The following is a 23,472-nucleotide window of genomic DNA, read 5'->3' as shown; positions in this document are numbered from 1 at the left end:
AACCATGGGATGGGGTCGCGTTGCGGCGTCGGTATCGGTTGTGGCGTTGCTCGTCACCGTCGGTTGCAAGAGCGACGGCTGGTCGTTGCCCAAGTTGCCGTTTGGGAAAAGTGACGCCTCACTGTCTGAAGCGCCTGCGTGGGGTGGAAGCCCGCTTGCAAAAAGCGACAAGAACGATTCCGCAGGTCCAAAACTCAGCGATGCCGAGTATGCGAGCCTGTTGACTCAAGCCCGCGGTCTCGAGCGGGCCGACAAACTCGATGAAGCCCGCAAATTGTACCGAAAGCTGATCGACGGTCGGCCTGATCGGTACGAGGCGTATCAGCGGTTGGGGGTCGTGGCCGATCGACAAAAGCGGTTCATCGAGGCCGAAGGACTGTATGCCGAAGCGATTCGCTTGAATCCCACCGAACCCGACCTGTTCAATGATTTGGGGTATTGCTATTTGCTTCAAGGTAAATTGCCGAAAGCCGAATCGGCCTTGTTGAAGGCAGTGACGCTCGATCCGTCGAATGAGCGATATCGCAACAATTTGGGGCTGGTGTACGCGTATCAAGGGCGTGACGACAAAGCGCTTGCCCAGTTTCGCATGGTCGGCAGCGAGGCCGACGCGTTATGCAATCTGGCCTACGTCTACTCGGTAAAGGGTGACCACGAGCGATCGCAACAGTGTCTCGAACTGGCTTTGCGGGCGGATCCGTATCACGAAGGTGCACGCACGGCCTTGGCGGCGTATGCCGACGGCTACTTGCCCGACGCCGTCGATTCAATGCCGCCGGTCTACGCCGAGAACGGTCGCCCATGGCGATACGCCGAAGTTCCCGGTGAGGCTGCTGCGGCCGTGGCGTCGGATGCCGATCCCGGCCAAGTGATGCCGACCTCGGCCGACGGCCCGGTGAACGCGCCTCGCTATTCATCTTCGTGGAGGACCGATTCTCAGGATCGTTTGCGCTCGGCACAATCGGTGTGGCAGGAGCATCTGCAGCGTCAGGCCATCCACTGAGCCGCCTGCAAGCTACCGAGAGTGCGGCGACCGGGATGCTTCACGCGATCAGTGGGTTTCTCCGAGGCTGCGCATGTAAGCCGACGACTGGCGGGCGGGATCGACTTGTTCCGTGATGGACCGCCATGTTTCGGCAGCTTGACGCAGCGCTGCGTCTGGTGGGAGATCGCCGGCAACCGCGGCCCGAACGGCTTCATCCAGCGCAGCGAGATATTCGTCGCGATGAGGAATCCGTAGCGTCATCACCGAGGGATGATCGACGCGATAGGCCGTTTCCAGGTGCGCGATATAGTCGAACGATTGGCCGGCCCATTCGTCTTCGACCCAAAGGCCGGGGCCCGGTTTCGCCGAACGCCGGACGGGTGATCCTTCGAGACTCTTGCCCGTGATGTCGTCGATTCGCGCGTCGCTTGCCAACCATGCAATCAGGCGACAGGCTGCTTCGGGCGATTTCGCCGAGGCACTCAGGGCGGCAACCGCCCCAAGTTCACCCAAGAGCGTGACTTGCCGAATTCCGCGGGGTTCCCATTGCTTCTTATTGGCGTTGTACACGATCTCGGCGCCCGGGAGGTCGATCAGTTCGGCGACGACGTCGGAGGCCTCCTCGGCGGGCGTTTCGGTCGATTCTTCGGCGGACTGTTCGGCCGGAGACTTGACACCCGGCCACGTGAAGGCGAGAAGGCACTCGCCGCTCCAGAACGCGCGGCGAACGTCTTCCGGGGTCATCGTCAAGCACTGATCAGGGCTTTTGGCTACCTCGGCGATAAGTTGTTGCAGCGTGATCAGGCAGGCTTCCGTTTCCAGTAGTGGTTCGGCATCGGAGAAGCGGATCCACGCTGAAAAATTGTCGGGATGGGCGACATATGCCGCGGATCGTGCGAGGAACCAGCGGCCCGCCCAGTTTTCGGCCAAGGGACAGGCGATCGGATAGTCGGGTAAGCCTTCGGCACCCTGTTGTTTAGCCTTGTTGAACGCGACAACGACGGCGGCCACCTCATTCCACGTTCTGGGGGGCTGCAAACCCAACTTGTCGAGCACGTCTTTTCGGACGTAGCACGAGAAGACAGGTCCGGAAAGGGGAATTGCCGCGGGCCGACCGTCCCATAGGGCTACCTTCGTCTTGAGTTGGTCGAACATGCCCGACCAGGCCTCCGACTCGGTAAACGACTCGGGAAACGGCTGAACGAGATCGGATTCGATGGCACCCCCCAGAAGTGGGGCCGGGAGTATGGCAATGTCGACCGCGGTCGCTTGATCGCGCCACGTCGAACGCTCGGCTTCCACGATTTCCAGGTTCCAGCCCGATTGATCGTGCCATTCGGCCCGCAGCGCCGCGAGATCGTCCGCCGGGACGGCGTCGTCGACGATCAACACGCGGAAGACCGTTCCCGGCGGCGGGCCGGTGGGTTTGTCCGGCTCTTTCTCAGGACATCCGGCACTCGCTGCAAGCAGCAACACAGCACCGACGACTGCTAACATCCGGGCACAGGAGAAACGCTTCATCATGGCTCATCCGGTGGGAAACAGTTCCGCGAACGACGAACACGCGAGCGGCTTCATTGCCGTTGTTACCGCCAGAGGCTCGGTTCGTTCATGGTAGTAGATTCCACGGTGTGCGGCTACAACGGGGCGGCGAAAGAGCGACGATCGACAGGAATCGGACTCGTCGTGTTCTTTTTGTTTTTATGTAGCTAAAAGGAAAGAAAACGAGTATACATCTGTCTGTCCCCAGTGTTTTGTTGCGGCCACACTTGCAGTTTTTCGTAACTTTTCGCCGTGCCGTCCATCTACATTGGCGTCCCCTTCGTGTCCGGCTTGCGGAGAGCGGGAGCGACCCGATTGGAATTGCAGCACGAACGATATTCGAGGATCGAACGATGAAATTGAGCGGTTTGTGGCATGTGTTGCGGACGACGATCCCGTTGTTGGGTGGGCTGGTCGTCTTGACGCTCATCATCCTGTGGCTATCGGGCTTTTTTGTGCCGGCCGTCGAACCGGGTGAGTCGGAACTCATTCGGCCCAAGCTCGATCCCACTACCGAAACGACGGCCGAGGTCGAGGTTGTTTACAAGCCCTACGTCGTCGAAACGGTCGGCGAGGTCAAGGCCGCCGAGCGAACCGTGGTTTCCGCCCGCGTGATGTCGACCATCGAGAAGATTCACGTTCGCGCGGGCGACGTCGTCAAGCAAGGCGATGTGTTGATCGAACTCGATAGAGCGGCTATTCAACGCAAGCTGAACCAGGCCGAAGCCGCTCTCGAAGCCGCCGAAGCCGCCGTGGCGCAAGCGAAAGATCGTTTTGATCGCGCGCAACGGTTGCGCGAGCAAAACCCCGGCGCCATGAGCGATCAGCAGTTCAACGAGATTGCCTCGGGATACCAACAGGCGTTGGCGCAACGAGACCAAGCGCAACAGGCGGTCGAAGAAGCGCGTGTGAATCTTTCGTACTGCACGATCACGGCTCCGCGGGACGGCAAGATCGTCGATCGTTTGGCCGAAGAGGGCGAAGTCGCGCAGCCCGGCGTACCGCTGTTGAGCATGTACGATCCGGCGACGCTTCGCCTTGAAGCACCCGTTATGGAACACCTGGCCGGGCACTTGGAAGTCGGCCAAAAGGTCGAGGTCGTTTTCGATTCGCTCGGCGGAACCACGATTACAGGCACGGTGGACGAAAAGGTACCGCAGGCCGACGCCCTGAGTCGCTCGGTGTTGGTGAAGGTGTCGCTTCCCCCTACTCCGGGATTGTTGGAAGGAATGACCGGTATCTTGCGAATACCGGCCGGCCAACGGCGACACTTGTGCTTGGACGTGCGAGCGATTCGACGGATCGGGCAACTCGAGTTCGTCGAGGTGGTCCGTGACGACGGCACCAAGGAACGTCGGATCGTCAAGATCGGACGGCTGGGACGTCCCGGGCACATCGAGGTACTCAGCGGTGTCGAGGCCGGTGAGAAGGTTGTCGTGCCGAAGGACGGAACGCCGCCTACCGAATGTCCCGATTGCGAGCCGACGACCGCGACCGAGGCAAACGCTTCGTCGTGATACGTGAATCGACGACGGAACAAACGTGTTGCCGAAAAGTGGCGTGCTTGCCGAAAGACGCCTTCGATTGCCGCTTTGAACCTGAACGAGCTTCGCAGCGAGGATCGCTACGATGACGCATTCCGCCGAACACGAAAAAGTTCCCTTCCTCACCCGCATCGTCGACGTGTTTTTGCGCGGCGATTCGGCGATCATGCTGACGGTCATCTCGCTGATCGTCGGTGCCGGGGCTTTGCTGGTGACGCCTCGCGAAGAAGAGCCGCAGATCGTGGTTCCGATGGCCGACGTGTTCGTCATGGCGCCCGGACTGTCGGCCGAGGAGATCGAGCAAAAGATCACCAGCCGCCTGGAACGGATTCTCTACCAGATCGACGGGGTCGAATACCTTTATTCGATGACGGGGCCCGGTCGGGCGGTGGTGACCGTGCGGTTTTACGTTGGTGAAGACCGCGAAGATTCGCTCGTCAAACTGCACAGCAAGATTCAATCGGCGATCGACGAAACGCCGCTTCCGGTTCAGGCCTGGGTCGTCAAACCCGTCGAAATCGACGATGTGCCCATCGTCAATATCACCTTGTGGTCCGAGAAGCCCGAGTTGGTGACCGACCACGAGCTGCGTCGTATCGCCGAGGAACTGCAAAACGAGCTGAAATCGGTTCCGAAGACGAATCGCGTCTCGGTGGTGGGCGGTCGACCGCGGCAAATTCGGGTCGAGCTGGACCCCAAGAAGCTTGCCGCGCGGAATATTTCGGCGCTCGAGATCGCGCAGGCCATCCAGGCAAGCAACGTGAACATGCCTGCCGGGACGTACGAGCAGCAGGACATGGAGTTCGTCGTCGAGGCGGGAACGTTCGTGCAGGATGCGATCGACTTGGGGCGGTTGGTGGTCAGCGTGTCCGACGGTCGGCCTGTGTATCTGGAGGACGTGGCGACCATCATCGACGGCCCGGCCGAGCCGACAAGCTATACGTGGATCGGTTTCGGACCGGCGGCCGCGAATCCGCACGATCCGTTGGACCGTCCACGGGGTGACGAGACACATCGAGTTGAAAACGGGCCCGAGGCATTTGCCAAGGACGAGGTTGAAGCGAAGTTCTATCCGGCGGTTACGATCGCGGTCGCAAAGCAAAAAGGCGCAAATGCCGTGTGGGTCGCCCGGGCGATCGAACAACGGATGGATGAGCTGGCCGCCGAACTGCTTCCCGACGGTGTCTATTACCGCTTTACCCGCGACTACGGTGAAACGGCCAACGAAAAGGTGAACGAGCTAGTCGAGGCATTGGTCGTCGCCGTGTTGACGGTGATCGGGCTGATCGGCTTGACGGTCGGCTGGCGTGCTGCATTGGTCGTCGCGTTGGCGATTCCCGTCTGCTACAGCATGACGCTGTTGGTCAACTACCTGGTCGGATACACGATCAACCGAGTGACGTTGTTTGCCCTGATCTTGGCTTTGGGTTTGTTGGTCGACGACCCGATCACCGATGTCGAGAACATTGCCCGTTATTTCTCGATGAAGATTCTGCCGCCGCGACAGGCGGTGTTGAAGGCGATTCAAGAGGTGCGACCGGCGTTGGTGATGTCGGTTCTGGCCATCATTGCCAGCTTCATTCCGCTCTCGTTCATCACCGGAATGATGGGGCCGTACATGGCGCCGATGGCGTTGAACGTGCCGTTGGCGGTCGGTTTCTCGATGCTGGTTTCGTTCGTGATTACACCTTGGATGGCGATGGTTGCGTTGCGGGGAAGTTCCCATTCACACGACGAAGGCGAAGCCTACGACGTCACGAAGCGGCCCTTGTACAAGATCACCACGTGGATTTTCCGGCCGATTTTGGGCTCGTCGTGGGTCGCTTGGGGCGTTTTGGTGCTCGTCGGCGTGTTGTTCGTCGGATCGTTGTTGCTGCCGGCGTTCCGCGTCGTTCCGCTGAAGATGCTTCCCTACGACAACAAGAACGAATTTCAAGTCGTTATCGACATGCCCGAGGGAAGCACCTTGGAAGAGACGGACGCCGTGTCGCGTCGTGTCGCCGAATACCTGGCGAAGCAGCGTGAAGTGAAGGATTTCCAGGTCTACAGCGGCTTGGCGTCGCCGATGGATTTCAACGGCATGGTGCGACACTATTTCCTGCGGCGGGGTAGCCACGTGGCCGATGTCCGCGTGAACCTGCTGCACAAGGATCATCGCAAACACCAGTCGCACGAGATCATTCTCCGTATTCGCAACGACATTGCAAAAATCGCCGAAGAGACGAACGCGAACATCAAGCTGGTCGAGGTGCCGCCGGGACCACCGGTGATCGCTACCATCACGGCCGAGGTATACGGTCCGCCCGATGCCGGCTACGACGAGCTGATCGCGACGGCCGAGCAGGTCGCGGCACGCATGGCACGTGAGCCGGGCGTGGTGGACGTCGATACCAGCGCCGAGGCCGATCAGCCGAAACGCGTTTTCGTGACCGATCAGGTCGAGGCGGCGCGGGCAGGTGTATCCAAGGCCGAAATCGCCGAAACGATCGCCATGGCCCTCGGCGGAAAGACCGTCACCGAGCTGCATCTGGCGAACGAAGTCGAACCGTTGCCGGTCGTCTTGCGATTGAATCGCGCGCAACGTTCGGCCGAGGACGACCTCGAAGAGATTTACGTGAAAGGTCGGGCCGGAAACATGGTCCAGGTCGGCGCTTTAGGAAACTTCGTCGATACGAATCCCGACGGTACGCCGCTGGTTGAAGACAAGACGATTTACCATAAGAACCTGCGTCGTGTGGCCTACGTCTTCGGCGAAGTGGCCGGACGACCTCCCGCCGACGCAATTCTCGATATGGAGTTCGACCGTTATACCGCCGATACGATGCCGAAGGTAGACGGGACGGTTCGGCCGCGGCCTGTCGAGGAACGCACATGGTTCCATCCCGGCGGGGGCGATCCGTGGTACGTGGCCGACGGTTTCGAGGTCGTGTGGGCGGGAGAAGGCGAATGGAAGATCACCCTGGATGTCTTCCGGGATTTAGGTATCGCCTTCGCCGCGGCGCTGGTGGTCATCTTCATCTTGTTGATGTTTGAGACGAAGTCGCGCGTATTGCCGCTGATCATCATGTTGGCCATTCCGCTGACGATGATCGGAATCATGCCCGGCTTCTGGTTGCTGAACGTATTGGTCGATCGGCCGGTGGGAGGTTACGCGAACCCGGTCTTCTTCACGGCGACGGCGATGATCGGGATGATCGGCTTGGCTGGAATCGTCGTGCGGAACTCGGTGGTGTTGATCGACTTCATCCATCACGGGTTGATGGACGGCTTGCCGCTCTCCGAAGCCTTGGTGCGCAGTGTCGCCGTCCGGATGCGGCCGATCTTGCTGACCTCGATGACTACCTTGTTGGGGAACTGGGTCATCACGTTGGACCCGATCTTTTCGGGATTGGCCTGGGCGATCATTTTCGGCATCTTCGCGTCGACGGCATTCACGTTGGTCGTCGTACCGACGGTCTACTGGATCCTCTACCGCCATAAGGGCGGCGCGATCCAGGTCGAGAAAACTGCGGGCGAGGAAGCATCCGCCTGACGCAACACACGTGTTGCCGGAAGATTACTGTTGCACGTCATACGCCGCGTGAACACGCGGCGTTTTCATGCGCGGAGAGAAAATTCTTTTTCGCCGACCTGGTCGCAACTATAACATAGGCGGTTGTCTTGAAGATTCGAATCGGCGGCAACGAGAGGAAGTCGACATGGCCGAACGGTCATTTTCGCGACGTCGTTTTCTTGCACGTGGGGCGGCGGCGGGTGTCGTCGCGGCGATGCCTCTTCCCCACATCCGCGCGCAACGATACGCCGCCGCGGAACGATTGAACGTGGCGCTGATCGGTGTAAGCGGACGCGGTGGTTGGTTCGTCGATGCGATCCCGCATATCGGCGAAAATGTGGTGGCCATGTGCGACGTGAACGACCGACGGGCGGCCGGAGCTTTCGCCAAGATTCCGCAAGCCAAACAGTTTCGCGATTTTCGGCGCATGTTCGATGCAATGGCCGACGCGATAGACGCGGTCGTCGTCGCCGTTCCCGATCACAACCATGCGGTCATCGCGAACACGGCGATCGTGCTTGAAAAGCACGTTTACTGCGAAAAACCGCTGACACATCACGTGCACGAGGCACGGCACCTGCGGGCGAACGCACGCAAGTACGGCGTGGCGACGCAAATGGGGAACCAAGGTACGGCAACGCATGCGTTTCGTGAAGGTGTCGAGATCGTCCAGTCGGGGATGATCGGTACGGTTCGCGAGGTGTACGTCTGGAAAGACAGCGGCGGGCCGGGGTTTCCGCCTGTGCCGACCGGCGGGCAACCGGTTCCCGAGTATCTCGATTGGGACGTATGGTTGGGCCCCGCTTCGGATCGGTCCTTCGATGAACGGTGGCTCAAGTGGCATACGTGGCGTGATTTCGGTACGGGAAATCTCGGCAACTGGGGATCGCACTCGACGAACATGGCTTTCATGGCCTTACGAGTGGATCGGCTCTGGGACGCAGAGGCTTTTCCGAAACGCGAGTCGCGCATCATCAAGGTGGTTGCCGAGGTCGACGCGCGAACGGAAACGTCCTTTCCGCGATGGGAACGTGTGCGGTGGTTTGTGCCTGCCCGGGGCGACTTGCCGCCGGTCGTGTTCGATTGGTTCAACGGCGCTCGCGCGCCGGGACGGCGCGAGCATATCGAGTCGATCTTGGGGCAAAAACTCGATTGGGGCGATGCCGGAGAAAGACGCTGGGCCGATCACGGCGGGTGCCTGATTCGCGGCGAGAAAGGACTGCTCAAGGCGACAGCGCACAATTCCGAGTACGTTTTACTGCCCGAGGATCGCTTCGCCGAGGTAAAATTGCCGAAACCGTATTTACCGCGATCGGGAAGCCACGAGCGGGAATGGACGACCGCCTGCAAGGGCGGCCCGATGCCGATGTCGCATTTCGACTATGCGAGCCGATTGATCGAGTTCTTGATGCTTGGGAACGTCGCGACGCTGTTTCCTGAAGAAGAACTCGAGTACGACCCCGTCGAAGGGGCGATTTGCAACCATCCGGCAGGCGATGCCGCGTTGCACCGTGAATACCGCAAAGGGTGGTCGCTCGCCTGAGAGGCACGATGTCTCGGTCGCCCGGTGATTGTGCTTAACTACGAAGGCAATACTGACACGTGGAATCGAACAAGAGGGAGATCCGGAACATGGTAGGTTGCGTGCGTTTGCAAGTTGCGGCGATGGTGGCGGTCGGGTTGCTGGGAACCATGCACGGTGGGCTTCTTCAGGGGGCGACGGCAGGAGAACCGTCGGGGAAGGATTCGCAGCGCCCCCCGAATATCGTCTTGATCATGGCCGACGATCTCGGTTACGCCGAGCTTGGCTGTTACGGTCAAAAGAAGATTCGTACGCCGAACCTCGACCGGATGGCGGCCGAAGGGATGCGGTTCGTGCAGTTTTACGCGGGCGCACCTGTTTGTGCTCCCTCGCGATGTGTGCTGATGACCGGCAAACACCTCGGCCATGCCGCGGTGCGCGACAACTCGGAATTACGTCCCGAGGGGCAGTGGCCGCTGCCCGAGGAAGAGGTCACCATCGGCGAAGTGCTTTCGGCTCGCGGTTACGCAACGGCGGCGATCGGCAAATGGGGCTTGGGCGCGCCGACGACCACCGGCGATCCGAATCGTCAAGGTTTCGACCTGTTTTTCGGCTACAACTGCCAGCGGCATGCGCACAACTTCTATCCGACTTGGTTGTACCGCAATCATGATCGCGTGCCGTTGGACAATCCGGAGTTTTCGCCGCACCAGCGGTTTCCTGCCGATGCTGATCCGCAGGATCCGGCAGCCTATAAGCGATATATCGGCAAGGATTACGCGCCCGATCGCATGTTGGCCGAGGCGTTGCGCTTCGTGCGGGAAAACCGGGATCGCCCGTTCTTCTTGTACTTTCCCACAACGGTTCCGCACTTGGCGTTACAGGTTCCGGAGGATTCCTTGCGCGAGTATTTGGGTGAGTTTCCTGAAACGCCGTACTTGGGAGATCGAGGGTATTTACCCTGCTACGCTCCGCGGGCGACCTATGCGGCGATGGTCACACGGATGGACCGCGACATCGGCCGATTGCTGGATGAGTTGAAACGGCTGGGCCTGGAAGAAAACACTCTGGTGGTGTTCACCTCGGACAACGGGCCTACCCACGGTCGCGGCGGCGGACCGGTGGACGGCGTCGGCGGTTCCGATTCGATCTTTTTCGAAAGCAACGGTCCGTTGAACGGCCTCAAAGGCAGTGTTTATGAAGGCGGGATCCGTGTCCCGATGATCGCCCGCTGGCCGGGGCATGTCCCGGCCGGGACGGTCAGTCACCACCTCGGCGCATTCTACGATTTCTTGCCGACCTTCGCCGAATTGGCGGGAGCCGATATACCGCAGGAAACAGACGGTATCAGTTTACTACCCACGCTCCTCGGCAGGCCGCAAGACCAACGCAAACATGAGTTCCTGTTGTGGGAGTTCTACGGCTACGGCGGGCAACAGGCCGTTCGGATGGGGCGTTGGAAGGCTTTGCGCACCGATTGCTACAAAGAGCCGCACGCGCCTTTGAAACTGTTCGACCTGGCGACCGACATCGGCGAAACGACCGATGTTGCCGCTCAACATCCCGAAATCGTCGCCCGGGCCGAGGAGATTCTGCGGCGCGAGCACACGCCTTCACCGTATTGGGATTTCGAAGCGAAGCGACGCGGTCCGCCGAAGACCTTCGAAGAGTGGCAGGCCATCGAGCGATCCCGACGAGCCGCGGACTGAGTCGCGTGTCATTCGCCCTCGAACTGCAAGAGGCTCACGGGCCGATACTTGGCCAGACGCTCGCTTCCTTTCAAGTCGACAAGGTCGATTACAAAGGCACAGCCGGTGACGTTCCCGCCTGCCTTTTCGATCAACTTACAGCAGGCTTCGACCGTTCCGCCGGTGGCCAACAGGTCGTCGACGACCAACACGTTCATTCCCGGCTTGACGGCGTCGACATGCATTTCCAGCGTGTCGGTGCCGTATTCGAGTTCGTAGCTGTAGGCGATCGTCTCGTAAGGCAGCTTTCCCGGTTTGCGGATCGGGATGAGGCCGACGCCCAGTTCGATCGCCAGCGGCGCGGCGAACAGGAAGCCGCGGGCTTCGGCGGCGGCGATCACGTCGATCGGCCGGTCTTTGACCTTGTCGGCCAGTTGAACGATGGCCGCCCGCAGCGCCTCGGGCGATTCCAATAGCGGAGTAATGTCACGAAAGAGAATCCCGGGCTTGGGAAAATCCGGAATCGAGCGAATGAACTGTGCCAAGTCCAAGGAACGCGGATCGGTCATCGTCGTCTGCTCTTTCGTGTCGATTGGATCGAGATGGTTTCGTGCCACGAATCGCCGGTGTGCGGGCGACGCGGAGCATGCAAATCGCTAACCAATATAGAAAATGCCCGATCAGCTTCCAAGTAGCATGCGATCGGACGCCGTCCAGGATCGGAGCGAAAAACCAGGAAGAATGCTGTGCCGGAATCCCGCTGCCGCCGGCGGGAACGGAGTTTCGTTTGTCCCGTATGACGCCCTCGACTATACTCGGCACACGATCTTCCGACGGCGGTCGGGAAGACGACCGAATGAGTAAGAAGCGTTGTTTCAAGTAGTCCGGCGTTTTCGAGCTAGGAGAATCGACTCATGTTGCGAACATTTGTAATGGTCTCGCTTGGTATCGGGTTGTTGGCGGCGGCGAACAGCGCTTTTGCCGACGGGGAAAAGGCCAAAAAAGAGACCGAAGCCGGCCTGCTGCGGCACGTGGTCTTGTTCCGATTCAAAGCCGATACGAAACCCGAAGACATCAAGGCGATCGAGAAGGCCTTTGCCGAACTCCCGAAGAAGATTCCGTCGATCGTCGGGTTCGAATGGGGCACCGATTGCAGTGTCGAAGGATTGTCGGATGGCTTTACGCATTGCTTCGTCGTCACGTTCAAAGACGCGAAAGGCCGCGAGGAGTACTTGCCGCATCCGGCGCACAAGGCGTTCGTGAAGCTGGCCGGTCCGCACTTCGACAAGGTCATGGTGATCGACTACGTGGCCAACAAGGTCAAGTGAGCAAAAAAGGCACGCCGATTCGGTTGCGCTTTCGCGACGAACACATGATTCGGGAGGATGTATCGTGCGCCGACGACGTCGCTTCATGATCGCATTTGTAGCGATGGCAGCGGTATGCGGTGTGGGGGCGGCCGCGTGTGCCGACGATTCGATGCCGGTGGTGGTCGTGCAGGCGCCGGCTGGCTGGAGTTCGACGATCGACGTGCCCGTTTCGGCCGAGATCGACTTGCCGCTCGATGCAGACCGGTGTCCCGAGGGCCTCGGCACATGGCCGCTGGGGATGGTCGAGGTCGATTCACAAGGGCGCCCGATCTCGGATCGCATCCTCCCGGCGCAGTTCGTTCCCAAAAGGGATTCGAATGAACGAAGCGCAGCTGTAGGGGGCGGAACGAAAGGAACGCTGTGGTGGCTCGTTCCACCGGTTGGTGATTCAAACAAGGCGAAACAACCGCGTCGGTTTCGCGTCGTGGAGTACGAATCGCCGGCGATGGTTCGCATCCAGGAGACCGACGCCGGCGCCTTTCGGTTCGTCCAACAGGCCGGCGATGCGGCAACACCCCTGTTGCAATACAATTGGGCGCCCGTGCCGGTGCCCGAAGGCGTACCGCCTCATTTTGCACCCGGCCAAAGCTACAAACGCGGCGACTACATTCATCCGCTGTATGGCCCCGGCGGACGGATTTTGACCGACGATTATCCGCTCGATCATCCGCACCATCGCGGCATTTGGTGGACTTGGCCGGTTGTTCGTTGGAACGATCGAGTCGGCGACATTTGGGCGGTCGTCGACGTGTGGGCGTTTCCTTTGGCGAAAGACCGCGTCATTTCGGGGCCGGTATTTGCCGAGTTGGCCCTCACCAACGTGTGGAAATTCGGTGCCGAGAAGACGCCCATCGTGCGTGAATCGGTGGCCATACGGGCGTTTCGTCGTTCGCCGCAAGGGGAAGGATTGCTGGATGTCGAGGTTCGCTTGCAGGCGCTGACCGAGGGGGTCGCGATCGGGGGACGTCCCAAGGGCGGCTACGGCGGTTTTTCGTTGCGGGCGGCACCGGCCGAAGGGCAAACGATCACGCCGTTCGTCGATCCGGAAGACGCAAGCGTGCGTCGCTCTTGGCTCGATTACGTTGCGAATTTCGACGGCCGGGGACCGGCCGGCATTACGCTCGTCGAGCATCCGGCAAACCCCGGGTACCCCAACCCCTGGTACGAATACCCCAACCTCAATTGTGTCATGCCGGCTTGGCCGGAAGAACGGGAAATCGCCGTTCCGCAAGACGAGCCGCTGGTGCTTCGGTATCGCGTATGGATCCATCCGGGAGTAACGAATGCCGTCGCATGTGAGGACGTCTGGCGGTCGGTGGCGGCCCCGCCGAGTTGTCGGATGGAGGTGGGACACTGAGGTTTTGTGAATTCAAGCGGCACACTTCCCTTCGGGCAAAGGCATCGTATCGAAGATGAAGGAGGTGAATGATGGCAGGGCACTCGCGTCAGGTCACCCGGCGGAAGTTTTTGGAGGGTACAGGCAAGGGGGCTGCCGTCGGCGTGCCGATGTTCGTGGCCGCCAAGACGCTCGGACAAGACGGAGCGACCGGTGCCAACGATCGGCTGCGAATCGGGTTGATCGGGTGCGGCGGCATGGGCGTCGCGAATTTGACCAATGCCGCACGGTATGACGACGTCGTCGTCACAGCGGCGTGCGACGTGCAACAAAACCGGCTCCAAGCCGTCGTCGATCGGTACAAAGCGACTTGTACGGGCTATCGTGACTATCGCGAATTGCTGGCGGCCGACGTCGTCGACGGCGTGATCATCGCCACGCCGCCGCACTGGCATTTCTTGATGGCGGTGGCGGCTTGCGAAGCCAAAGTCGATTTTTATCTTCAAAAGCCGATGACCCTTCACCTCGCCGAAAGTCTGGCCCTTTTGAAGGCAGTGCGGAAGCACGATCGAATCACGCAAATCGGCACGCAGATTCACGCGGGCGAGAATTATCGGCGTGTCGTCGAGTACGTCCGCTGCGGAAAGCTCGGCAAGATTTCGGTCGTGCGGACCTTCAACGTGATGAACCAAGGCCCCGAAGGCGTCGGCAAGGCGACCGATACCACGGTGCCGAAAGGCTTCGATTGGGAAATGTGGGTCGGACCGGCACCGATGCGTCCGTTCAACCCGATCCTCGTTGCGAATTCGTACAACCACGGCTCCTTCATGGATTACAGCGGCGGTTGGCTCCCCGGCATGGCGCCGCACATTATTGATTTGCCTATTTGGGCGTTGGAACTGGGGTATCCGACCAACACGAGTTGCGCCGGAGGCCGATTCGTGATCGACGACGACGGCGACGCGCCCGACGTTCAAGAGGTCTTGTGGCAATATCCCGATCTCACGATGACCTGGATGGGGATGTTGGCGAACAGCTACGGCTTCGATTTCCACGGCGATCCGGTTCCGAAGCGACGACTGGGAATCTATTTCCACGGCGTGAACGGAACGTTGTACTCGAACTACACGGAATACCACGTAGTGCCCGAGGGCAAGCGGTTGGCCGATCCGACGCCGCCGGAACCGTCCATCCCGTCTTCGCCGGGGCACGAACGAGAATGGCTCGACTGCCTGCGGACGCGCAAGCAACCGAGTTGCAATGTGTTCTATCACAGCAAGATCGACGTGCCGATCTTGTTGGCGAACTTGTCGTTGAAACTCGGTCGGTCGATCCGCTTCGACGGCAAGACGCGACAAATCGTCGGCGATGAAGAAGCACGACGGGCGGCCGTCCCCGAGTATCGTGCGCCGTGGCGGTTTCCCGACGAGTACCTCACTGAAGTGTGAAAGGACGAGCCATGCGAGCCGGTCGAGAAACGGTCTGTCGCCTCGCACGGGCGGCGGTCGCGTTCGTCGCGTTCGGTGCCGTGCTTTTCGCGGGAGAGGCGTGCCGCGCCGAGACGTGGTATCGCGCGAAAACGACCTGGAACGGATTCGACCGTTTCGAGTTCGAAATCAAGGGACGCCGGGCGTATGTGGTCGTCCCTCCGAAAACGGCGGAAGGCAAGCCGTGGATCTGGCGGGCGAGGTTTCCCGACTATCATGCCGAGATGGATATCGCTTTGGTGCGCCGCGGATTCCATGTCGGCTATGTGGACGTGGCCGGACTGTACGGTTCGCCCAAGGCGTTGGAGATCGGGGATGCCTTTTACGAATTCGTGACAGACAGCCTGGGGTTGGCGCCTCGACCGGTTCTGGAAGGTGTGAGCCGCGGTGGATTGTTCGTGTATAACTGGGCGGCGCGGCATCCCGACCGCGTGGCGTGCATCTATGCCGATACGCCTGTCATGGACATCCGAAGCTGGCCGGGCGGCAAAGGCCGAGGACGAGGTGCCCCCGCGAACTGGCAGGAATGCCTCGACGCGTACGGATTGACGCAGGACGAAGCGGCACATTTTGACGGCAACCCGATCGACCACGCGGCGATCATCGCGAAGGCACGAATCCCGATTTTGCACGTCGTTTCCGACAACGATTCCATCGTGCCGCCTGCCGAAAACACGGATCTGTTCGCCGAACGTTTGCGTGCGGCCGGGTGGAACATGGAGATTTTGCGGATCGCGCAGGGGACGGAATCTTCGGGCGGGCATCATTTCGTGCATCCCGATCCCGACCGCGTCGTGGATTTCATTCTGGTGAGCACCGGACTCTAGTAGGAATGTGGTGTTCCAGTTCCCTCTAGGGTTGTGTTTCGCGGCGGGAAGCTGGAATCGGCGAGCCGGTTGACACTCTTTCGTTTCCCCCGGAAAATCGCGGTTTGAGTTTCGCTCGCATGATGGTCGAACGCTCGACTTCGGCGGGTTGCGGCGCAAAATCCCTTCGGTCCTGTATGAAGCGCCGTTGACTTCCTCGGCAATCGTCCATCGGGCAAGCGGCCGAGCGTGCGCCCGAGCCTTGTCGCTAGGAGACCCCACACCGTGGACTTTATCACCGTCTTGGCGTTCATCGGATTGGCCCTCTTGATTTGGGATTGTATCGAGGTCGGACGCAACGACGCCGCGAACATCGTCAACGCCGTGTTCGGGGCACGAATTCTGCCGCGACGAGTTGCCGTCGCCTTTGCGGGGGTGGCGGTCGTCGCCGGTGCCACATTGGCTACGCCCGTGATGGAAACCGCGCGGAAAGGGATTTTCGAGCCCGGTATGTTGGGCACGATCGAGCGGGCGATGATCGTCTATATCAGCGTGTACTTGGTCGATACCGTCCTGCTCTACGTCTATTCGACTTTCGGAATGCCCGTGAGCACGACGGCTTGTCTGGTGTTCGAGCTCGTGGGGGCGTCGCTGGGGCTTGCCGGTGTCGAGATCGTGCACTGGGACAAGGTTCGGACGGTCGTCTTGGCGATCATTTTTTCGATCATCATGACGGGGATTGCCGGGTTTCTGGTGCAACGTGTCTTTCGGGCTGCGATTCGCGACAAGATCGATGATCGTGAGACCATATTGCTTCACGGCCCGTGGATTTGCGGGTTGATGCTGACCGGCCTGGGCTGGTTCATGGTTTTCAAAGGGATGAAAGGGGTCGCGCTGGTCCAACAGATTCGCGAGTCGACCATCGATGCGTACACGCCGACCCTGGCGTTCGTCGTTGCATGGGGGGGGGCCACGTTGGCCGTACACGTGTTCCTGACGGTCGCCGGTAAATGGGGCACGAAAATGCTCTTCCCCGGTATGGCCGTGTTGGGAATGCTCTGTTTGGCCTTTGCATTCGGGCAAAACGATCTTGCAAACTGTGCGTCGCCGGGGTTGTCTGCCTTTTGGCTGTGGCGCCATTCGACTGAGGAGGTCGCCGTTGCGACAAAGATTCCTATTCCACCCTATGTGCTGTTCGCCTGCGGCTGTTTGATCGTGGGTGGAATGTGGACACGCGACGCGCAGCGCGTGACCCGTGCGGCGGTCAACACGGGAAGCCAGTTCGACAAAGTGGCTCTGTATGCCCCGAATTGGTGTCGAGCGATTGCCCGCGGGATTCTGGCGGTCTTGCCGAAACGTCCCGAGCTGGCGCCGCCGCCGACAAAAAGCCCCGCCGGGAAGAAGGTGCACTACGATTCGCTGCGGGCTGCGGTGATCAGCTCGGTGAGTGCAGGGGTCATCGCGTTGGCTTCCAGCCGCGGATTACCCGTTTCGACCACGTATGTGGCGTTTGCCGCTGTGATCGCCACGGGATTGGCGGATCGCGTTTTGAGTCGCGGTGATGCCGACTTGAAGATCGGACGGGCGATTTGGGTGGTATTCTGTTGGTTCTTGGCTGCCGCTCTCGCCGTTGTAGCGACCGCGGGCGTGGCTCGAATCATCTTCCACATGGGAATTGCCGGTGTGGCGATCGCAGCCGGCGTGAATCTCGCTGTCCGTTTGTATGCAAAGCGACGTGCCGACGCTCAGGAAGAGCGAGTGCATCTGCGGGTGTCGAAAGAAGGCGGGGAGGACACTCTGGAAGCCGACCGAGATATCATCCGGTAATGCACTGCGTGGTGCAATTACGGCATCGTTCGCACGATCAGCGGCTGCCATCCCGACCCGCCGCGCGCCGCGGGAACCGTGGGACGACTGGGAGGCAACCACCGGCTGGATGTCGAGTGGCCATTCGAAACCGGCTGCCAGACCTCGGGACGGCGACTAAAGGGGTCGATCGACGGCGGGACCGACGTTGAACTCGTTCCTCGCGGGATCGGTGAAAAGGCCGACGATCGGTTGCCTCCCGCATTGAGCGGTTTGCCCAAATCGGCGAACGTGCGTTTGACCTTGGAGCGCAGATCGTTCCACCACGTTTCGAGGGTGTTGCCCGCCTTCTCGAACGGATTGCTTGCCGACGGCTCTTGAACACGTACCGGTGTCATCTGACCGCGGTAGAGGGAAGGCATTCCGCCGGTGGTCGGTGCAGGCAACGATTCCAGCGGCGTGATCTGACCGTCCGAACGAGGAACCGCCGGGCCGGCTTTTTCCGTTACGCGGGGAATGGTGGGGCGGAGCCGTTCCCACCAACGCGGCGCCTTCTCGGTCGCTGGCACCGCGGGCTGCATTGTCGGCTGCGGTTTGTCTTTGAGGATGCCCAATGCCCGCAGTAAACGGCCGTCCCCCAAGCGAAAGCCGCTTTGGCGTGCCTCTTGAGGTGGTATGGGGGGGCTTCCGGTGACTTTCCCTTGAGAAAGATAGGGCGCCGGGCTTCGGCGGGAAAAAGTCGGTGACGCCGGTGAGGGCGTGATCGGGTACCGGTGGTTTTCGGAATGTTGGCGACGGTCCGGCACGCCGAGAATCGACTGGCCTGGAGCACCGGGCGTGGCTACGGGCGCGGTCGCGTTGGAGGATGCTTGGGGCGTGATGATCGTCGGTGCACTCCTCTGGGGGCTCGGAAGTGGTGCGGCGGAACCGGGAGGCAGCGGACGCGGCGAATCACCCGACCTTGTCTCCGACAACGGTCGGAATGCCGAAGCCGGTAGACGTCCGAACGATCCCGAAGGAGCAGGATGTTCTCGCGTCACGGAAGTTGTCGGTGCCGGGGATCGTCGCTCGACGGCCCGCCAGCCTTGGGCTCCGTCCGAACGGGAGAGCGGCGTCGTCGGCGTCTCGTGCGGTGTGGGAAGCAGTAAGGGAGGACTGACCGCTCCCGGTGACGGGTCGAACAAGAGCGGACCGGGTTCTTCGGCGTTTCCCGAAGGCGGCGGCAGAATTGCCACGACGATCATCATCGTTGCGAACAGGAAACTGGCCGATAACCCGTCCGAGCGGAGAAAGTTTGATCGTTTTGGTACCGGCCTCGTGGATCCCGTAATCGGAACACTCTTTCGACGTTCTTGTGCTTGCCTAATCATGATCATTCTGATCGCCGTAAAACCGAGGCCTTCGATGTGAGACGGATAACGCCGCTTGCCCGTCGATCGATGCGGGCTGCGAAAGCGGACGAATACATTTCGGCAATCGTGTCATCGTCAGGCGAAGCGTCGAGAAAACGCCCTTTTGCCGGAGTGCCGTGTGATCGGCATACGACGTGTTTCGGGCACGATGCGGGCAGTTTCACCGGAACAAAGATTTGCCCCGATTCGTTGCAAACCGATCAAAGCATCGATTCGTCGTAAGACAAAAAGATCAGGCCCGAACGGGTTCTTCGACCTGTTCCGAGATATCGATTTCGAGATCGGGAACTTGAACGTTGGAGGGCACGACCGGCGACGGAAAGCTGCCGTCGTGCTGGAACGTGCGATTGCGACCGTAACGCTTTGCTTCTTGGAGCGTCGCCTCGATCCGCTCGTACAGCATCGAAACGGTATCGTCGGGCGTCGCCTCGGTGACCGCACCGCTGATGGTCATTTGGATCGTTTCGCCGTCGAGCCGGAAGACGGCCGATTCGATGGTTTGGCGAAGTTTTTCGATCTCTTGGATGGCCGTTCGGCCGTCGGCCTCGGGGAACAGGATGAAAAAGCGTTGCCCGCCCGTACGTGCGAGGAAATATTGTTCGGGCAAATGTTCCCGGATCGTGCGGGCAAAAGCCCGCAAGAAGCGGTTGCCCGCCGCTTGACCGTAACGATCGTTGATACGGGAAAAACGATCGAGATCGATTCCGGCGACCGTCAGACGCCGCAGAGACTGTTGATGGTCACGTCGCCATTGATCGAGGAACACCTCGAGTCCTGCGACGTTCGGCAAACCCGTCCACACGTCGGTTTTCTGGGAATCTTCCAAGGAATCGAGTCCGCCGGTAATCTTGGCCGCCTTCACGATCGCCGCTTCGATCTGGTCGAACATGTGGTGACCGCTGCGCACGATTCGACCGATTTCGATCCGCAGTTGCCGGTAGCATTCCTTCGGGTCGAAATCGTAGTCGAGGATTTCCATCTGTTTGCACGATCCTTCGACTTCACCGCGGTGACGCTCACACGCCGCGGTCAGCTCTTCGCAGAGCGTCTTCAGGTCGATATCGTCGTGTGTTTCGGACAGCAGGCGACATTGTTCACTCGTTTGTTCGACGTGTGCCAAACAGAGATCGCGAACCTCTTGGTCCAAGCTTTTGAGCGTCTCGGAATCGACTTCGTCGCCCAGGTTTCGCGCGCGATCATCGATGCGGCACATCTCTTCGTTGAACATTTCCAGGCGAGTGGAAAGAGCGGTCAAAGCCGAACGCGTGTCGAGGCCGGGTGCCTCGTCGTCGCTTGCCGCCGATTTTTCGTCGGAATCGAGGCCCTCTTCCAATGCGGCAAGTTTGGCTTCGACGTCCTCGGCGCGAATTTCGGCCGGGTCCGAATCCTCGACGTCGAGCGATTCGCCTTCGGGCCGCTGTTGACTCGCTTGTTCCGGTTCGTCCTCGTCCGCAACGGCGACCGTCGCGGGCTTGGGTTTGGGCGGTCTTGCCGAAGTGAGAGCGTCGATGTCGAGCGGTTTTCCACCGATGAGCTCCTCGAGATCGGCCCATTCGTCTTCTTCCTCTGCCGCAGCAGAAGGCGGCTCAGAAGAAGGCCGGCCCGCCGCCGAATCTTGGGAAGCAGGTTCGTCGGTCGTTTCTTGCAACGAGGAAGCCTTTTTGTGGCGTCCGAGGCTTGTGATTCTGCCGACAAGTTGTCGCAGTTTTCCTAGGAAGGTCGGGTTTTCAGCAGGTTGCTCCGTGCCGCCGGAAGGGAGATCCTCTTTCGCCATGGCCACTTGATTGGACAAGTACATGGCCGTGGCAAACCCGACGATCAGGTTCAGCACCGAGATGATCAGGATATATAGTAATACCGACACGGCGCAGCCCGTCCACCTGCCCTAGAAAACGGATCTTCCCTGAGGCGATTCTGCCCCCTGATACCTGCGTTCTACGTCCTGCCCACGTCGAAGGAACGCGGTATCTGCCCTGCTTTCAGCCCCAGCAAGTCGAGTCACGACTTCATGGAAAGCTTAGGTCATGAGCATCCTGCAGGGGGGCCTTGCGCGCCGTCAAAGTGGTCGGCGCAATCAATACACAATCTGGATGGCAGCAATTGCACCGGATTTGACGATTGTACGGGATCTCACGTGGTGCGATTTCAAGGACCAATCTCAGGCTGCAAAGAAAAACCGGACGCAAAAGGTCGCGTCCGGCAGAGTAACATGCCGTCTTGCGGCGTGATGAGCGATAGCCGATGTTCAATGAGCGACGTCGTAGCACATCAACGTATCATTTGCCCGCAGATACAGTTTTCCGTCGCTGATGACCGGATGCGGCCAGGCGGGACCGTCGACAACCGGTACTTTGAATTGTCCAAGCAGGCGGAAGCCGGTCGGCTCGGCGGCCACCAAGGCCATGGTCCCTCGCTCGTAGCGGTAATAGAGGCATCCGTCGGCATACAGCACGGCGGCCGATCGTTCTCCGATCGGCTCGTGCTCCCAAAGGATCTTGCCCGTCTTCAAGTCCAGGCATTTCAAGATGCCGTTGTTTTGGCCGGATCCGCCGTAAATGCAATCACCGACCAACACGACGCCGCCGTGATGGTTGTTGAAGTGTTCGTAATCGTAGAAATAAACCTCTTCGGCTTTGAACGCATCACCCTGTCGCGTAACTTCGATGAGGGCACACCCGGTCTTGTAGCTGGTTGTGACGAAAACGAGATTGTCCTTGATGACAGGGCATGTAATATTCGCGACACGATTGGCGATGCGGTTGTAATGCCACAAGAGCTTGCCCGTCTCGGCATCGACGCCCACCGCCCCACGTCCGACGATCGTAACGTATTGACGCACACCTTCGATCGTGGCCGGTACGATCGAGCAGTATCCGGCACCGTCTTTCCCTGCCGGTCCGAGGTCGCCGGCTTTGGTCTGCCAGATGGTTTTGCCCGAGCGCTTGTTGAGGGCCACCAACAGCGCGTTGTTTGCGCCGGGTGTGCACACGACCTTCTCGCCGTCGACCAACGGTGATTCGCTGAATCGCCAGACCGACATCATTTGGCCGCCGAAATCGTCGACGAGGCTCTTCTTCCACAGCAGTTTTCCGGTCTTCGCGTCGACGCATACCAAGTCGCCCGACGTGCCCAAGGCGAAAACGAGATCGCCGTCGACGGTGGGCGTGCATCGCGGGCCGTCGCGGTGGGGATCTCCGACTTCGCACGCCCACAGTTCTTTCCGTGTGGCGAGGTCGAACGCGAGCACGAATTGACGATCGCCATCGTCGGTGGGGCGGTCGCCCATCGTGTATAGTGTGCCGTTTGCGATCGACACCGTCGAATAGCCTTTGCCCAAGCCCTTCAACGTCCAAAGGAGCTTCGGGCCGCCGTCGGGCCATTGTTGTAGCAAACCCGTTTCGGCGCATAAGTTGTCCCGGTTGGGGCCGTGGAATTGAGGCCAGTCGTCGGCCCGCGTGTCGAGATGCCAAGATGCAGCGAAACCGATTCCGATCAGTAGGGCAAAGAATAACCGTTTCACGATCGTTCCCTCCTCGAATAGCTTTTTGCGTACTTGCGTTAAGGGGACGCAGTTGTCATTGTCTACAGTGCAAAGCGGCAGCGAACCATTTTGCTTGCGCGCCGGGCCGGGGTCAAAGAAAAAAGCTCACTCGCGATCGGGTTTCGAGTCGCGGCCTTTTTCGGGGGATGCAGCGGCCGTTTGAGCCAGCCTGGCGTCGAGGACGGGCAGTAGGTCGTCGGCCAGCTCGATCGCCGTACTTTGGTGGGCCAATTCACCCGGGGGTGACGGCGCGATCAGATACAGTTTGGTCAACGGTCGCGCAGCACCGTATCTCATCCTAGGAAACCGCGGAGAGGCCCATCCGGTTCCGTCGTTCCATGCCCAAAAAACGCGTAACCGCCTTGTGCCCATCGGTTCCGACTTGACGAACACCGCGGTCGTGAAGTCGGCGCCTCGTTTCTCGATCCTACCGTTCGTTTCGGCCGTGTATTCGATGCGGTAGGCTTGTGGTTCTCCTTCCATGACGAACCCGGCCCCGGGATAGCACGCATCAGGGGTATGGACAGATACAGAACGCGACGGTCCGGCGATCCAGAAGACCGAGACTTCATCGCCGGTGATCGTTTCGGTGAACTCGGCGGAAAACCAGCCGATCGCCCCGGTAGCCTCGAGGATGTGCGGATCGCTCGGTTTGGGGAGGCGTCTTCCGTGCCACGGGCCGACGATCGGCGGGACGCTTTCGACGGCCTCGGCCAATTGCCGAAATTGATCGTCGTCGGCGACGGTACGTCCCGACCATTGTCGCTCCAAAGCTCCGGCACCGAGGATGAGGAGGGCGGTCGCTGCAAACAAGACGACGCGAACCCGCCTGACCCGGCCGTGCAGACCGTTCGTCGTGGCGACTGGCATCGATTCGGAA

17 protein-coding genes are annotated in these 23,472 nt (G+C 60.2%); 11 read left to right on the top strand and 6 right to left on the bottom strand.

The window, feature by feature from the left end; genetic code table 11:
- The first annotated feature begins 4 nt into the window (after positions 1-4).
- Positions 5-1,003, top strand: coding sequence for a tetratricopeptide repeat protein (locus ACYQ2I_RS14700; protein ID WP_460167779.1), 999 nt, complete (start codon positions 5-7; stop codon positions 1,001-1,003).
- A 48-nt stretch (positions 1,004-1,051) separates the two neighbouring features.
- On the opposite strand, the gene ACYQ2I_RS14695 is transcribed toward ACYQ2I_RS14700, so the two are convergent.
- Positions 1,052-2,509, bottom strand: a complete 1,458-nt coding sequence (locus tag ACYQ2I_RS14695) for an ABC transporter substrate-binding protein (protein WP_460167778.1) — start codon at positions 2,507-2,509, stop codon at positions 1,052-1,054.
- A gap of 371 nt (positions 2,510-2,880) precedes the next feature.
- On the opposite strand from ACYQ2I_RS14695, the gene ACYQ2I_RS14690 reads away from it, so the two are divergent.
- The 4 genes from ACYQ2I_RS14690 to ACYQ2I_RS14675 all read left to right on the top strand — a co-directional run bounded on the left by ACYQ2I_RS14690 (position 2,881) and on the right by ACYQ2I_RS14675 (position 10,855).
- On the top strand, positions 2,881-4,044 hold the full coding sequence (locus tag ACYQ2I_RS14690; protein WP_460167777.1) for an efflux RND transporter periplasmic adaptor subunit: 1,164 nt from the start codon (positions 2,881-2,883) through the stop codon (positions 4,042-4,044).
- Positions 4,045-4,156: 112 nt separating this feature from the next.
- Positions 4,157-7,603: an efflux RND transporter permease subunit gene (locus ACYQ2I_RS14685; RefSeq protein WP_460167776.1), complete on the top strand. Its 3,447-nt coding sequence runs from the start codon at positions 4,157-4,159 to the stop codon at positions 7,601-7,603.
- A gap of 166 nt (positions 7,604-7,769) precedes the next feature.
- Positions 7,770-9,167 carry a Gfo/Idh/MocA family protein gene (locus tag ACYQ2I_RS14680; protein ID WP_460167775.1) on the top strand — a complete coding sequence of 466 codons (1,398 nt, stop codon included), beginning with the start codon at positions 7,770-7,772 and terminating at the stop codon, positions 9,165-9,167.
- Between the two features lie 89 nt (positions 9,168-9,256).
- The gene (locus ACYQ2I_RS14675; protein WP_460167774.1) at positions 9,257-10,855 is read left to right on the top strand and encodes an arylsulfatase; all 1,599 of its coding nucleotides are present in this window, start codon (positions 9,257-9,259) and stop codon (positions 10,853-10,855) included.
- An 8-nt stretch (positions 10,856-10,863) separates the two neighbouring features.
- Here ACYQ2I_RS14675 and ACYQ2I_RS14670 read toward each other — a convergent pair whose 3' ends face one another.
- Positions 10,864-11,451: an adenine phosphoribosyltransferase gene (locus ACYQ2I_RS14670; RefSeq protein WP_460167773.1), complete on the bottom strand. Its 588-nt coding sequence runs from the start codon at positions 11,449-11,451 to the stop codon at positions 10,864-10,866.
- Between the two features lie 297 nt (positions 11,452-11,748).
- Between ACYQ2I_RS14670 and ACYQ2I_RS14665 the strand changes: the two genes are divergently transcribed.
- The 5 genes from ACYQ2I_RS14665 (at position 11,749) to ACYQ2I_RS14645 (ending at position 17,660) form a co-directional block, all read left to right on the top strand.
- Complete coding sequence (locus ACYQ2I_RS14665; protein ID WP_460167772.1) at positions 11,749-12,162, top strand: Dabb family protein; 414 nt, start codon at positions 11,749-11,751, stop codon at positions 12,160-12,162.
- Positions 12,163-12,247: 85 nt separating this feature from the next.
- The gene (locus ACYQ2I_RS14660) at positions 12,248-13,561 is read left to right on the top strand and encodes a DUF6807 family protein (RefSeq protein ID WP_460167771.1); all 1,314 of its coding nucleotides are present in this window, start codon (positions 12,248-12,250) and stop codon (positions 13,559-13,561) included.
- A 68-nt stretch (positions 13,562-13,629) separates the two neighbouring features.
- Complete coding sequence (locus ACYQ2I_RS14655; protein WP_460167770.1) at positions 13,630-14,988, top strand: Gfo/Idh/MocA family protein; 1,359 nt, start codon at positions 13,630-13,632, stop codon at positions 14,986-14,988.
- A gap of 11 nt (positions 14,989-14,999) precedes the next feature.
- Entirely contained in the window at positions 15,000-15,854 is an 855-nt protein-coding gene (locus ACYQ2I_RS14650; protein WP_460167769.1) for an alpha/beta hydrolase family protein, read from the top strand.
- 264 nt (positions 15,855-16,118) lie between these two features.
- Complete coding sequence (locus ACYQ2I_RS14645; RefSeq protein WP_460167768.1) at positions 16,119-17,660, top strand: inorganic phosphate transporter; 1,542 nt, start codon at positions 16,119-16,121, stop codon at positions 17,658-17,660.
- Positions 17,661-17,677: 17 nt separating this feature from the next.
- Here ACYQ2I_RS14645 and ACYQ2I_RS14640 read toward each other — a convergent pair whose 3' ends face one another.
- A complete protein-coding gene (locus ACYQ2I_RS14640; RefSeq protein WP_460167767.1) occupies positions 17,678-18,445 on the bottom strand; it encodes a hypothetical protein in 768 nt (255 codons plus the stop codon).
- Positions 18,446-18,476: 31 nt separating this feature from the next.
- Between ACYQ2I_RS14640 and ACYQ2I_RS14635 the strand changes: the two genes are divergently transcribed.
- Positions 18,477-19,049 carry a hypothetical protein gene (locus tag ACYQ2I_RS14635; RefSeq protein ID WP_460167766.1) on the top strand — a complete coding sequence of 191 codons (573 nt, stop codon included), beginning with the start codon at positions 18,477-18,479 and terminating at the stop codon, positions 19,047-19,049.
- Positions 19,050-19,283: 234 nt separating this feature from the next.
- Here the strand turns inward: ACYQ2I_RS14635 and ACYQ2I_RS14630 are convergent, their stop codons facing one another.
- The 3 genes from ACYQ2I_RS14630 to ACYQ2I_RS14620 all read right to left on the bottom strand — a co-directional run bounded on the left by ACYQ2I_RS14630 (position 19,284) and on the right by ACYQ2I_RS14620 (position 23,462).
- A complete protein-coding gene (locus tag ACYQ2I_RS14630) occupies positions 19,284-20,915 on the bottom strand; it encodes a GGDEF domain-containing protein (RefSeq protein ID WP_460167765.1) in 1,632 nt (543 codons plus the stop codon).
- A gap of 381 nt (positions 20,916-21,296) precedes the next feature.
- Positions 21,297-22,571 (bottom strand): PQQ-binding-like beta-propeller repeat protein, encoded by a 1,275-nt coding sequence (locus ACYQ2I_RS14625; RefSeq protein WP_460167764.1) that lies wholly within the window; start codon positions 22,569-22,571, stop codon positions 21,297-21,299.
- Between the two features lie 126 nt (positions 22,572-22,697).
- Positions 22,698-23,462 carry an exosortase-associated EpsI family protein gene (locus ACYQ2I_RS14620; protein WP_460167763.1) on the bottom strand — a complete coding sequence of 255 codons (765 nt, stop codon included), beginning with the start codon at positions 23,460-23,462 and terminating at the stop codon, positions 22,698-22,700.
- Between the last annotated feature and the right edge of the window lie 10 nt (positions 23,463-23,472).

This window comes from Thermostilla marina, from assembly GCF_054657455.1.
The sequence above is the reverse complement of the archived record's forward strand: the minus strand, read 5'-3'. Positions and strand labels throughout refer to the sequence as shown.

Coding starts and splice junctions, on each gene's coding strand:
- ACYQ2I_RS14685 (WP_460167776.1), top strand. CDS start 4,157: ATGACGCATTCCGCCGAACACGAAAAAGTTCCCTTCCTCACCCGCATC.
- ACYQ2I_RS14665 (WP_460167772.1), top strand. CDS start 11,749: ATGTTGCGAACATTTGTAATGGTCTCGCTTGGTATCGGGTTGTTGGCG.
- ACYQ2I_RS14680 (WP_460167775.1), top strand. CDS start 7,770: ATGGCCGAACGGTCATTTTCGCGACGTCGTTTTCTTGCACGTGGGGCG.
- ACYQ2I_RS14660 (WP_460167771.1), top strand. CDS start 12,248: ATGATCGCATTTGTAGCGATGGCAGCGGTATGCGGTGTGGGGGCGGCC.
- ACYQ2I_RS14620 (WP_460167763.1), bottom strand. CDS start 23,462: ATGCCAGTCGCCACGACGAACGGTCTGCACGGCCGGGTCAGGCGGGTT.
- ACYQ2I_RS14675 (WP_460167774.1), top strand. CDS start 9,257: ATGGTAGGTTGCGTGCGTTTGCAAGTTGCGGCGATGGTGGCGGTCGGG.
- ACYQ2I_RS14650 (WP_460167769.1), top strand. CDS start 15,000: ATGCGAGCCGGTCGAGAAACGGTCTGTCGCCTCGCACGGGCGGCGGTC.
- ACYQ2I_RS14700 (WP_460167779.1), top strand. CDS start 5: ATGGGATGGGGTCGCGTTGCGGCGTCGGTATCGGTTGTGGCGTTGCTC.
- ACYQ2I_RS14655 (WP_460167770.1), top strand. CDS start 13,630: ATGATGGCAGGGCACTCGCGTCAGGTCACCCGGCGGAAGTTTTTGGAG.
- ACYQ2I_RS14690 (WP_460167777.1), top strand. CDS start 2,881: ATGAAATTGAGCGGTTTGTGGCATGTGTTGCGGACGACGATCCCGTTG.
- ACYQ2I_RS14695 (WP_460167778.1), bottom strand. CDS start 2,509: ATGATGAAGCGTTTCTCCTGTGCCCGGATGTTAGCAGTCGTCGGTGCT.